The organism is Pseudoalteromonas sp. S4492, assembly GCF_005886115.1.
Classification (GTDB): domain Bacteria; phylum Pseudomonadota; class Gammaproteobacteria; order Enterobacterales; family Alteromonadaceae; genus Pseudoalteromonas; species Pseudoalteromonas gelatinilytica.
Map to the genome: position 1 here is coordinate 58,603 of NZ_PNCP01000007.1, position 12,408 is coordinate 71,010.

The window sequence follows — 12,408 nt, forward strand, 5'->3', positions numbered from 1 at the left end:
TTATCCAAAAAAGGCTGCACGTTGCAGCCTTTTTTAATGTCCGATACTAGAAGTAGTTAGTACTTACGTCGTTCAAGACCTGTATCAGATATAATTTTCGCTGAAATTTCTTCTACTGAATGATGCGTAGAATTCAGGTATTGTATTTTTTGTTTTTTATAAAGCATTTCTACTTCGCGCACTTCAATACGACACTGTTTTAAAGACGCATATTTAGAATTAGCCATACGACGCTGGCGGATATCAGCAAGGCGAATAGGGTCAATCGTTAACCCAAATAGTTTATGCTTGTAAGCTTTTAAACATTCAGGCAGGGTGCCTCTTTCTAAATCATCTTCAGTAAGCGGATAATTAGCCGCTTTAATGCCATATTGTAATGCCAAGTATAAACTTGTTGGTGTTTTACCACTTCTACTAACACCCACTAAGATAATGTCAGCTTCAGAGTAGTTCTTAATATTAGCGCCGTCATCATTAGTTAACGCATAGTTCACCGCATCAATTCGAAAATCATAACTTTTTTCATGCATTGAGTGTGTTCTATGAACCTTAGGTACAGGTGCAACTTTTAACTCTTCGCCAATTTTATCACTGTATTGTGACAAAAAGTCATAACACACCGCACACGACGATTTTATGATTCCACTTAGTTCATGATTTACAAATGTAAAGAACACAAGTGGCTGTTCACCATCACGTTGTGCTGTTGAATTAATCAAGTTCTTAACTTCATTTGCTTTTTTTTCTGTTTCAACAAAAGGAATTGTTTTGTGATTAAATTCCACAGGAAACATTGATAAGGTCGCGTGACCAAAGACTTCTGAGGTGATTGCTGTTCCATCAGAGATATAAAATGCAGTTCTCATAATTAACCTTTTTATTACCTTTATCTGCAAAATAGGGGCTTCACGGTTTACGTGAGGTCTGTTGCCAGTGTAGAATGACTACGACCTTTTTAGAAGGTTTTCTTTCTTAACTCTCACAGTTAGTACTACAATTTGTTTATGGAGAAAGATCCGTGCAAGAATACGTTCTCTGGTATCAAGAGCTTGGTATGCAAGATGTTCCACGTGTTGGCGGTAAAAACGCTTCACTGGGTGAAATGATCTCAAACCTAGCTAACGCTGGTGTTCAAGTGCCAGGTGGTTTCGCTACAACCGCTGATGCATTCAACGAGTTCCTAGAGCAATCTGGGTTAAACTCAAAAATCCACGATATTTTAGACACATTGGATGTGGATGATGTAAATACACTCGCTAAAGTCGGTGCCGAAATCCGCCAATGGATTATCGACACACCATTCCAACCAAACCTAGACCAAGCCATTCGCGACGCATATAGCCAATTACATGGCGACGCATCACAAGATGTTTCATTTGCGGTTCGCTCATCTGCTACAGCAGAAGACATGCCAGACGCTTCATTCGCAGGACAACAAGAAACGTTTTTAAACGTACGTGGTATTGATGCAGTAATGACTGCTATTAAACACGTGTTTGCCTCACTATTTAATGACCGCGCTATTTCTTACCGTGTTCACCAAGGTTATGACCACCGCGGTGTTGCATTATCAGCTGGTATCCAACGCATGGTTCGTTCAGATAAAGCAGCTTCAGGTGTTATGTTCAGTATTGATACTGAATCTGGCTTTGAAGATGTTGTATTTGTCACTTCAAGCTATGGTCTTGGTGAAATGGTTGTACAGGGTGCTGTAAACCCAGATGAATTTTATGTTCACAAGCCGACACTTGCTAACGGTAAACCTTCAGTAGTTCGCCGTAACATTGGTTCAAAAGCAATCCAAATGATTTACTCTGCGGATGAATCACACGGTAAGCAAGTTGAAATTGTTGATGTAGATTCTTCACTTTCAAACAAATTCTCAATCACAGATGCAGAAGTTCAAGAACTTGCTAAGCAAGCTGTGATTATCGAAAAACATTACGGTCGTCCAATGGATATTGAATGGGCGAAAGACGGTAACGACGGTAAACTTTATATCGTTCAAGCGCGTCCAGAAACAGTTCGTTCAAATGAAGACGCAAACGTAATGGAACGTTTCCAACTAAACGGCACAAGTGCTGTAGTTGTTGAAGGTCGTGCAATCGGTCACAAAATTGGTTCAGGTACTGTTCGTGTACTTAATTCAATCGATGAGATGGATAAAGTACAACAAGGTGACATCCTAGTTACTGACATGACTGACCCTGATTGGGAACCAATCATGAAACGTGCAGCCGCGATTGTAACAAACCGTGGTGGCCGTACTTGTCACGCAGCAATCATTGCACGTGAACTAGGTATTCCTGCTGTTGTTGGTTGTGGTAACGCAACTGATTTAATTAAAGCAGGTCAAGATGTAACTGTTTCGTGTGCCGAAGGTGACACAGGTTACATCTACGAAGGCATTTTAGATTACGAAGTACTTACTTCACGTGTTGATGAAATGCCAGAATTACCGATGAAAATCATGATGAACGTGGGTAACCCTGATCGTGCATTTGACTTTGCACGCTTACCTCATGCAGGTGTTGGCCTTGCGCGTGTTGAATTCGTAATCAACCGTATGATTGGTGTTCACCCTAAAGCACTTCTTAACTTTGATGCTCAATCTGACGAGCTAAAAGCTGAAATCTCAGAAATGATGGCAGGTTATGAATCACCTGTAGAATTCTATATTTCTAAGCTTGTTGAAGGTATTGCAACACTAGGTTGTGCGTTTGCACCTGAGCGTGTCATTGTTCGTATGTCTGACTTTAAGTCAAACGAATATGCAAACCTTGTTGGCGGCCAGCAATATGAGCCAGAAGAAGAAAACCCAATGATTGGTTTCCGTGGTGCAGCACGTTATATCTCTGAAGATTTCCGTGACTGTTTCGCGCTAGAGTGTGAAGCAATTAAACGCGTTCGCAACGAAATGGGTATGACTAATATTGAAATCATGATCCCATTTGTTCGTACACTTGAAGAAGGTAAACGTGTTATTGAATTACTAGAAGAGCACGGCCTTAAACGTGGCGAAAATGGTCTTAAAGTAATCATGATGTGTGAATTACCATCAAACGCTTTACTAGCAGATGAGTTCTTAGAGTATTTCGATGGTTTCTCTATCGGTTCAAATGACTTAACTCAGTTAACATTAGGTCTTGACCGTGATTCAGGTTTAATTGCCCATCTATTTGATGAGCGTAACCCTGCAATCAAGAAACTATTATCAATGGCTATTCAAACAGCTAAAGCAAAAGGCAAATACGTAGGTATTTGTGGTCAAGGCCCTTCAGATCACGAAGACTTTGCAGCTTGGTTAGTTGAGCAGGGCATTGATTCTGTTTCTCTAAACCCAGATACAGTATTAGAGACTTGGTTATATCTTGCTAAAAAATTAGCCGACTAACTACTTTATTTAACTAAAATAAAGATTCTAATATAAAAAATGCCAGCACTTAGCTGGCATTTTTGTTACTTCGAAGGGCGTGTTGTCCTTTTATGATTGATTTTGCAGCAGTGTGTTTGGTATTTAGGCAAGGCAGAGCCTGTGTAGTGTGGTTGTTCCACATAAATAGGTGATAACGCAGCATCAATGCCAAACACGCGCTGCCCTTCGGGTTCTTTCTAGGGGCGATTAACTCTTTGTTACCTACATGGATGTAGGTAAGGGGCGTGAGCAGGACGCGGAAGCTTTGCTCGATTTTTACTTAGCCCACTAGGTTACAAATCTCGCGCCGCGATTAAATCGCCCCTAGAGTGAACAAAGTCTAATCTACAAAGGACAACACGCCTTTTAAATCAGCGAGCAAGTTTTTTATCAATATATGCACATGACTTAGTGAGTGCTTTTTGACACAAGGTTAAATAATCACGCGCTTTAGGATAATAAAAAGATAAACAGAAGAGACCTGCAATAAAAAAGATCAACGACGGTCCGGGAATAATGACAAAAACTAATCCCAATAACATGGACAAGGCACCTAAACTGATTAATGCAATTTTTTTCATCTGATTATCTCCATTTGCTGCTTTATTACACAGTATAAAAGTATTGCACCCTAAATCGATAAAAAGAGTGTTACAAACTGTAAAATCTTCAATTTATCTTAGCTATTAGCATGATATAATTTGCAAAATGCCTTAATTTATCACCGTCATGATAGCAACAATAAGCCAACAACAAGCTGCCACAGAACTCGTATCTAATTACTTAGAAACAATTAAAAAACAAGGTTTTAGTGGTGATACCGATGCAAGCTTTTCTACACGTTTAAGTTTATCGACCGATAACAGCGTTTACCAACAAGTACCTCAAGGTGTCATCTTTCCAAAGTCTGCAAAAGACATACAACTTGCTATGCAAATTGCTTCACGTGATCCGTTTTTATCACTGACCTTTGGTCCACGCGGTGGCGGTACGGGTACTAATGGCCAATCGCTAACACCCGGTATAGTTGTTGATTTATCACGTTATATGCGTGAAATCTTAGAAATCAATGTCGAAGAAAACTGGGTACGCGTGCAGACAGGTGTAATCAAAGATCAATTAAATGACTTTTTACGCCCTTATGGTTTTTTCTTTGCCCCCGATTTATCAACAAGTAACCGAGCAACAATCGGTGGCATGATAAATACAGATGCCTCTGGTCAAGGCTCTTTGGTTTATGGCAAAACCAGTGATCACGTTTTAGGCCTTACTACTTATCTTGTTGATGGCACTGAAATGTCAACAACCCCTATGCCTATTGAAAAAGCAAAAGTAATTGCTGAACAAAACACGACTGTAGGTAAATTATATAAAACAGTTATCGATATTGGCCTTGAAAACCGTGATGCTATTTTAGAAAAATTCCCACGTTTAAACCGTTTTCTTACCGGTTACGATTTAGAACATATTTTTTCTGATGATTTACAAACCTTTGATATGAGCCGATTAATTACTGGCTCCGAAGGTTCTTTAGGTATTGTTACAGAAGCGAAACTTAACATTACGCCCATTGCAGAATTTAAGACTTTAATTAACATTAAATACGATAGCTTTGATTCTGCACTTCGTCATTCACCCTTTCTAGTCGCAGCAAATGCAACTTCGGTAGAAACAGTCGACAGTAAAGTGCTTAACCTTGCTCGTGAAGATATCATTTGGCATTCAGTATCGGACTTAATAACCGATGTTCAAAACAAAGATATGCAAGGGCTCAACATGGTTGAGTTTAATGCGGTTTCACCAGAAGACATAAAAGACAAAGTAGACACTCTTTGTAAGTTACTTGATGAATGTGTTACAAAGCAAACTAATGGCGTGATCGGTTATCAGTTAACGAATGACAAGGCTGATATTTTAAAAATTTATGCAATGCGTAAAAAGTCAGTGGGTCTTTTAGGGAATGTAAAAGGCAATCAAAAACCATTAGCTTTTGCTGAAGATACAGCTGTACCTCCAGAAAACTTAGCAGATTTCATTGTTGAGTTTCGCGAACTTCTCGATAACCACAATCTTCAATATGGTATGTTTGGTCATGTTGATGCTGGCGTATTACACGTAAGACCTGCTTTAGATATGTGTGACCCTGAGCAAGAAAAATTACTTCGTCATATTTCAGATGAAGTCGTTAAATTGACTGCCAAATATGGCGGCTTAATGTGGGGTGAGCACGGCAAAGGATATCGAAGTGAATATGGCCCTGAATTTTTTGGCGAGCATTTATTTACACAACTTCGAAAAATTAAAGCGGCATTTGATCCAAATAACAGAGTAAACCCAGGTAAAATCTGTACGCCAATTGAAAGTAAAGACTCACTCGTTTCTGTTGACGATCAAAAGCGAGCCTGGTTCGACAAAGAAATTTCTATCGATGTTAAAACAGAATTTAATAACGCGATGACCTGTAATGGTAATGGTCTGTGTTTTAACTACGATGAAAAATCACCAATGTGTCCGTCTTATAAAGTAACAGGTGACCGCCGATATTCACCAAAAGGACGCGCGAGTTTAATGCGCGAATGGTTACGACTTCAAGAGTCTGAAAATATTGATTTACTCAATGTTGAAAAAGAATTGATCAATGGTGAAGTAATCACTTGGTGGGAGCGCTATCAACATAGTCGCGATAAGAAAAAAGGCGTTTATGATTTCTCTCATGAAGTGAAAGAATCAATGGACGAATGTTTAGCTTGTAAAGCATGTACAACTGCATGCCCAATTAAAGTTGACGTACCAACATTCCGTTCACGCTTTTTAAATTTCTACCATAGTTATTATGCACGCCCAGCAAAAGATTACTTAGTAGCAGGCATCGAACAAACTGCACCGGTGATGGCAAAATTTGCTAAAGTGGTAAATCCAATAGTAAATACAAAACTTGTTTCAGGTTTAATTAAAAATACTATTGGTTATGTTGATACACCAAGTTTAAGCGTACCGCAACTTTCAAAACGTATTTCAAAAGATCAACAATTCAATTTTGAATTACTAAATTCACTTTCCAAAGAACAACAAGCTGAATATGTATTGATAGTTCAAGATCCATTTACGAGTTTTTACGAAGCAGAATTAGTTGAAAGCTTTATTAAAGTCATTAAAGCGTTAGGTAAAAAAGCAATGCTATTACCATTTAAACCTAATGGTAAAGCACAGCATGTAAAAGGGTTTTTAAATGAATTTAAAACAACAGCAAAAAATGCAGCTGAGTTTTTAAATTCACTCAGTGAAATCAATGCACCTTTAGTTGGGCTCGATGCATCTTTGGTTATGTGTTACCGAGATGAATATGTGTCAATTTTAAAAGAGAACCGTGGAAGTTTTAAAGTTGAACTTGCGCATGAATGGCTTCAAACGCAAGACTTCAAACAGGTTACTCTTGCCACTAAATCTGATTCACCATTTAAATTGTTAAGTCATTGTACTGAAACAACAGCTATGCCAAATGCATCTAAAGTTTGGCAAACCATTTTTGCTGATTTAAATTTACAACTAGATACGACTAGTACAGGTTGTTGTGGTATGGCCGGAACCTATGGCCATGAAAAACAAAACCAAGAAAATTCACGCGCACTTTATGAAATGAGTTGGCGACCAATTATTTCTAATAATGAGCCTGAAACTATTTTAGCAACTGGGTTTTCTTGTCGTAGCCAAGTGAAACGCTATGAAAAATTTAAGCCAAAGCATCCACTGCAATTAATTGCAGAGCTACTGTAAGTTTTAAAAAATAAAAAGGCGCTTAACGCGCCTTTTTTATTGGTAACTTTTTGCGATGGGCTTGGTACTCATGCCATGAATAAACACACTAAATAAAATGGTTGTTAATGTTACGGTGGCAATTTGCTCTTTGTTTGTAATTGCTGTATCCATCACCATTAATGTGAAAACAATAGACGCCAAACCTCGTGGACCAAACCAAGCAAATGTAAATTTGTCTTTGAAATTTAGATTAGTAAACATGAGTGAAAGTAGTACCGGCACAATTCTAAAAATCGTCACACTTAATAGCGCATAAAAAACAATTGGCCAGGTAATATCATTCACAATTAAGTGACCACATACAAAACCGAATAAACACCAAATCAGTAGCGCAACGAATTCAGCGATATGTTCAGAATCTTTAACTAATGTAGAACGAATTTTTTTAGGTGCTAAGTAATCAAATAAAAGTCCAGCTACAAAAACAGCAATAAAACCACTGCCATGAAAATTTTGTGTTAAAGAGAAAATGGCCATGACTAAACCAATCAATAAAAATGGACTGCTATTATTTGCAAAGTAATGGCGTGCTAATGCAATTTTTAAAAGTGGAATAAAGACGGCCATCGACACGCCTGCAATAACAAGTGCTACTCCTAACTCTCTTGCAAAAACAAGTAGAGTATCAACGGTAGTTACAGCACTTTCTGGATTTTGAGCTAATAAAAGTAAAACTAAAAAAATCGGTACGCAAAGGCCATCGTTCAAACCACTTTCTGTATTTATTCCTTCGCGAACTTTTTCTGGAACCGATGTGCATTCTAAAATTCCCTTACTAAGCGCGGCATCAGTTGGCGTTAAGATCACCGCAATCAAAGCAGATTGAAAAAGTGACAATTCAGAAAAGAAAAATAAAGCACCGGCCACACCTAACAATAATGTCATTGGTAAAGCGACAAAAAGTAATAGGCTAGGGTACTGATAACTATGTTTTAATACAGGAAGTTTTGATTTTGCTGCATCGGTGAATAAAAAAATACTGAGTGTGAGTTCAACCAAAGGTAAAATGTCGCTGAGTCCGGCTTCGCCTAATTTGAACTCACTTGGTAAAAAGTAAGACATTGCAATTCCGACCAACACAAAAAACATTGGCCCGGTAATTTCAGTTCTCTCTAATTGCCGAATCGTCAGTGAGTAAAACAATAAAGCTAAACCGACTAATGCAAGTATTGTATATTCCATTAGATTTTCCTTTTTATTCCAGACTTTGCGCGTTCTTTTATATTAGTTTGAATATAAATTTGATCTGTCGTAGCAATTTTTGCATGACCTAAATCTTCAGATAAATGCTTAAGAGGTCTTGTTTGCGCATCGTGTGTTGCACCGGTATGTCTTAGCCAGTGAGCAGTGGCTGCTTCAAGTTGTTCCGCATCATCTTTAAAGCCGTCATCTAATAATGATTGTTTAGCTAAATCAAAACTTTGCTGTACTAAACGACGAATTTGTCGAACAGTCATTCCCCCTTTACCACGAATTTTGTGAACAAGCGGTTCAGCTTCATCAACGCGGGGCAGGGCAGGTAGACCACGGTAAAGTCTGTAACGTTTTAGATACGTGATAAAATCTTCGCTTAAAGTAACATCACGTAATTTATTACCTTTCCCCATTATTCTTAAAAACCAAAAGCCATCATTATCTTGCCAAAAATGTGACATAACGGGTGACCACTGAGGTCGTTCTGATAACTCAGATATTCGTAAGTACAACCCTTTTAAGCAAGCAAGAGTGAATAAATTTCTTTCTAAATCAGGCTGTTGTTCACATAAATCCCGAGTAACACCAAAAACATATTCCCATTGAATATCACTGAGTGTATCGGGGATTTTGATTTGCGATTGCACCACTAAGTAAGGGCTATTCTTTTTAACAACAGGTACAAAGTTAGCAAACGTTTTTTCTTCTAAAATTGCGAACTTATAAAAAACATTGAGTGCTGTAAACATAGCTGCGAGTGTTTGTTGGCTAGCAATATTTTCTTTATTGATGAAAGGGCGCCAATTTGTATTTAGTCGTCTTATCCCTTGTTCATCTTTATAACGCCATTGCACTGAATTTGATAACCAGGTTGTATCTGGTTCAACCATAAAATCAACATAAGCTTCAATATCATCACGTTTTAGATCAAATACCGATTTTTCAGCAACCAACCACGACCATAAACAAAAACGCTCAAGCTCATTTCGAAAACGATTAAATGTGGCTTCTGATTTTCGGCCATACACATACAAAAACTGATAAAGAAAAACTAAGTCATTTTTTGATTCAGCAACAGTCAATCCAACGTGATGTATAAAGTTATCAAGTTCTGGATATTCTGTTGCAAGAGTATCATCTTCAAGATGGGCAATTTGGTAACGCAGTTGTTTTAGTGTATCGACGAGAGCAACGAGCATAATGATGTAATTTCTTGTAAAATAGCTAGTTATAAGATTACCATAAAGTCCGATACTGTCTAGTATTGGACTTAAGATATCTTTAGTATTTGCAACATTTACTAGATTGCCATACTAATATTCAAGGAATATGTATGAAAAAGTATATCGCTATTAGTTTAGTTTTGATCACGACAATTTTAACCGGTTGCGCTACTACAGGTAGTGCATCACCCGATGAAAAACGTGCTTTAGTGCAAAGCATGAAAAATAATACATTAAGTAAGCTTTATGCACAAAAACCAGATGTTAAACAACAAATAGCAAACTCTGCCGGTTACGCGGTTTTTGATAATGCCAACGTCAATGTTGTTTTAGCCAGTTTTGGTGGTGGTTATGGTGTAGTAAAAAATAACTTAACCGGTAAATCAACTTATATGAATATGGGTGAAGCAGGTTTGGGCCTAGGTTTAGGTGTTAAAGACTTTAATGTTGTGATGGTTTTTCATAATCAAGCAGCAGTAAATCGCTTTATTGAACACGGATGGGCATTCGGTGGAAACGCTGATGCAGCGGCAAAATATGAAGATAAAGGTGGTGCTTTAGTTGCTGAAGCAATTGCCGACCAAGTAACCGTTTATTCTTTAACCGAAAATGGCCTTGCACTACAAGCCGTACTCAAAGGCACTAAGTTTTGGGTCGATTCTGAGCTAAATTAAGCAATTTAAAACCCTTCTAAAAGTGGGCTAGTTAGCAACCTAACTCCCACTTTTAATTATTTTATATTATTTAACATAACGTAATTTATGGGCTATCTACGATACCGCAAAGGCGGGACTGTATTAGTCATAACTGCTGCACTCGCAATTGTCATTGCTACCGCCACACATGCCGCAGTTATTTTCTTTTTTATTTCAGACCAACGATCTTTTAGTTCTTTATCTTTTGTTTTTTCAATAGATAAACTAATAAGAGCTTCTTTCCAATCAAGCCCCATTTCTTCAGCCATAGCAATTACTTGGTTAGCTGTTAAAGAACGTTTTCCATTTTTAATGTTCGCAATATTTCCAGAATTTAACTCTGGGAAATATATTGCTAGATCACTATATTTATCAATGTTCTTAAATGTTTTGTACTTCTCTAAAAACTCTGCACTGAACGTCATGTTAAATCCTCCGCTTATACTATTTTAGTTTTTATTCTTGTTTTTAACCACGTATTCGTAGTTTTGTTTTTCATTTCTAATAAAGTGACTTCTAGCCTTTAGCTCTGGCAGTTCTTCATCATCACTTTCAAAATCCTTAAGCTCTTTATGTGTTTTCGAAGCAATAAACTTTTCTAAATGATCACCATCATTTAAAAAACCTTGAAGAAGAAATAAGTCGTCAATTGTTTCTTTTACCCTAGTTAATTCTTCGGCCTGTTTAAGTTCACCAGAAGTAACTTTTTCTGAAATTATTTGATTTATTAGATCTTGCTGTTCAATTAGTAGCTTAGTTTCAGGTAAGAAATTAAAAATTCTAGACTTTTTTTCATACCCATACTTTTTAAATAAATACTCAATCAAAACAATATCCTGCTTAAGATTTTAGCTTTCTATTTTACATAGTTTCGTCTTTAAAAGATAAAAAACTTATTCTGTCGAGCTTGACAGAATAATTTGAACAACACTAAACTCTGTCAACATTGACAGAATGTCATTTTATAAAAAGGATCTGAACTTGAAATTCTATCTCCAATACATAGCTGGCATTGAAGAATACGCGCTAGGTTTCAATAAAATTGAACACCCGCTTATGTATTCGTCACGCGCTGAAGCTATGGCTTTTTGCATAGACTATGCAAGTGGAGAACCTTTCGAAATCATCGACGTTGATGATTCAAACTGGCAAGAACTGTTCGACTCTGGAGCATTTGACTATGACCCAGACTTCTAAACAGTTAACTAAAATCGACTATTTAACCGTTGTTTTTTGCCCTGACGAAATTGCCCGTCTTCGCTTTGACGCTAAAATTGCATTCGGTAAAGGTGACTTTGGCTCCTACAAAGAAGCCTATAACGCAATGCTTTGTGCTGAATTATTCGACCAACAAGCCACTGATGATTTAGACCTAGACGTTAACGAATCAGTTGTTTTTGACTCTGATTATTACTATGACCAGCTGTTTGAAAACAACCCTCGTTACCGTAGTTACGGCTCTGTTGATGCTATCCCAAGTGAAGAACGGGCGCACTTTTTCAAGAATGTAGTACGTAAAACCAAACGTTATAAAACGCTTAACTCATTGATTGAAGGTGATATTACTAAATTTATGCACCTTCTTAATACTGAGGTTGCTACGGCTGCCGACCGCTTAACATCGGATGATTTAAGCTGGTCTTATCGCCATAACTCAGGCGGCATGTTCACCTATGAAAAGTCAGCAACCCTTTACCGTCATGATGTAAATTCGGGCGTTGTTGCTTGGGGTGCTAACAATGGCGGCGTGATGATTTCATTCTCTGGCGCAGGTTGTGCGGGTCTCGATATTCCAAAACTTCACGCCATGCTTAAGAAAATGCCGAACGTAAAAATCACCCGTTTGGACATTGCTTACGATGACTATGACGGCGAAAAGTCTGTTCTAAATTACTTCCAAAATCTTGAAGAAGGCGGCTTCTGTAAAACGAACCAAGCGCCCTCTTTCTCATGGATTCAAACTGGCGAACTGCAAAAATTATCTAATGAGCAACAAGCGCTCTGGAAGAAAAAACATGGCTGGCAAAAGCGTTATGACTGCATTGCCAATGGCGGTAACACCCTT

Annotated in this window: 11 protein-coding genes; 5 read left to right on the plus strand and 6 right to left on the minus strand. The window is 37.8% G+C overall.

Translation table 11 applies throughout. The annotated features are described in order from the left end of the window. Positions 1 to 56: 56 nt before the first annotated feature. Complete coding sequence (gene ppsR / locus CWC28_RS03305) at positions 57 to 866, minus strand: posphoenolpyruvate synthetase regulatory kinase/phosphorylase PpsR (protein ID WP_063703760.1); 810 nt, start codon at positions 864 to 866, stop codon at positions 57 to 59. 152 nt (positions 867 to 1,018) lie between these two features. Between ppsR and ppsA the strand changes: the two genes are divergently transcribed. Continuing rightward, on the plus strand, positions 1,019 to 3,394 hold the full coding sequence (gene ppsA / locus CWC28_RS03310) for a phosphoenolpyruvate synthase (protein ID WP_063703758.1): 2,376 nt from the start codon (positions 1,019 to 1,021) through the stop codon (positions 3,392 to 3,394). A 392-nt stretch (positions 3,395 to 3,786) separates the two neighbouring features. On the opposite strand, the gene CWC28_RS03320 is transcribed toward ppsA, so the two are convergent. Further along, positions 3,787 to 3,996 carry a PGPGW domain-containing protein gene (locus CWC28_RS03320; protein WP_063703756.1) on the minus strand — a complete coding sequence of 70 codons (210 nt, stop codon included), beginning with the start codon at positions 3,994 to 3,996 and terminating at the stop codon, positions 3,787 to 3,789. Positions 3,997 to 4,144: 148 nt separating this feature from the next. Between CWC28_RS03320 and ydiJ the strand changes: the two genes are divergently transcribed. Then, complete coding sequence (ydiJ, locus tag CWC28_RS03325; RefSeq protein ID WP_138624728.1) at positions 4,145 to 7,189, plus strand: D-2-hydroxyglutarate dehydrogenase YdiJ; 3,045 nt, start codon at positions 4,145 to 4,147, stop codon at positions 7,187 to 7,189. A 36-nt stretch (positions 7,190 to 7,225) separates the two neighbouring features. On the opposite strand, the gene CWC28_RS03330 is transcribed toward ydiJ, so the two are convergent. Continuing rightward, entirely contained in the window at positions 7,226 to 8,413 is a 1,188-nt protein-coding gene (locus CWC28_RS03330) for a cation:proton antiporter (protein WP_105173360.1), read from the minus strand. Further along, positions 8,413 to 9,624 (minus strand): tyrosine-type recombinase/integrase, encoded by a 1,212-nt coding sequence (locus CWC28_RS03335; protein WP_138624729.1) that lies wholly within the window; start codon positions 9,622 to 9,624, stop codon positions 8,413 to 8,415. The genes CWC28_RS03330 and CWC28_RS03335 overlap by 1 nt, the downstream gene beginning before the upstream one ends. A 134-nt stretch (positions 9,625 to 9,758) precedes the next feature. Between CWC28_RS03335 and CWC28_RS03340 the strand changes: the two genes are divergently transcribed. Continuing rightward, complete coding sequence (locus CWC28_RS03340) at positions 9,759 to 10,322, plus strand: lipid-binding SYLF domain-containing protein (protein ID WP_105173362.1); 564 nt, start codon at positions 9,759 to 9,761, stop codon at positions 10,320 to 10,322. A gap of 92 nt (positions 10,323 to 10,414) precedes the next feature. On the opposite strand, the gene CWC28_RS03345 is transcribed toward CWC28_RS03340, so the two are convergent. Together CWC28_RS03345 and CWC28_RS03350 are read right to left on the minus strand one after the other, a co-directional pair. After that, a complete protein-coding gene (locus CWC28_RS03345; protein ID WP_138624730.1) occupies positions 10,415 to 10,768 on the minus strand; it encodes a hypothetical protein in 354 nt (117 codons plus the stop codon). A 24-nt stretch (positions 10,769 to 10,792) separates the two neighbouring features. Beyond that, on the minus strand, positions 10,793 to 11,170 hold the full coding sequence (locus CWC28_RS03350) for a hypothetical protein (protein ID WP_138624731.1): 378 nt from the start codon (positions 11,168 to 11,170) through the stop codon (positions 10,793 to 10,795). A gap of 154 nt (positions 11,171 to 11,324) precedes the next feature. Between CWC28_RS03350 and CWC28_RS03355 the strand changes: the two genes are divergently transcribed. Together CWC28_RS03355 and CWC28_RS03360 are read left to right on the plus strand one after the other, a co-directional pair. Next, complete coding sequence (locus tag CWC28_RS03355) at positions 11,325 to 11,540, plus strand: hypothetical protein (protein WP_138624732.1); 216 nt, start codon at positions 11,325 to 11,327, stop codon at positions 11,538 to 11,540. Next, on the plus strand, positions 11,524 to 12,408 hold an 885-nt coding region (locus CWC28_RS03360; protein WP_212746794.1), incomplete at its 3' end, for a hypothetical protein. The genes CWC28_RS03355 and CWC28_RS03360, both read left to right, overlap by 17 nt.

What these genes read in the sequence shown, in the direction of transcription:
- CWC28_RS03335 (WP_138624729.1), bottom strand. Translation starts at nt 9,624, where the DNA reads ATGCTCGTTGCTCTCGTCGATACACTAAAACAACTGCGTTACCAAATT.
- ydiJ (WP_138624728.1), top strand. Translation starts at nt 4,145, where the DNA reads ATGATAGCAACAATAAGCCAACAACAAGCTGCCACAGAACTCGTATCT.
- CWC28_RS03340 (WP_105173362.1), top strand. Translation starts at nt 9,759, where the DNA reads ATGAAAAAGTATATCGCTATTAGTTTAGTTTTGATCACGACAATTTTA.
- ppsR (WP_063703760.1), bottom strand. Translation starts at nt 866, where the DNA reads ATGAGAACTGCATTTTATATCTCTGATGGAACAGCAATCACCTCAGAA.
- CWC28_RS03320 (WP_063703756.1), bottom strand. Translation starts at nt 3,996, where the DNA reads ATGAAAAAAATTGCATTAATCAGTTTAGGTGCCTTGTCCATGTTATTG.
- CWC28_RS03345 (WP_138624730.1), bottom strand. Translation starts at nt 10,768, where the DNA reads ATGACGTTCAGTGCAGAGTTTTTAGAGAAGTACAAAACATTTAAGAAC.
- CWC28_RS03330 (WP_105173360.1), bottom strand. Translation starts at nt 8,413, where the DNA reads ATGGAATATACAATACTTGCATTAGTCGGTTTAGCTTTATTGTTTTAC.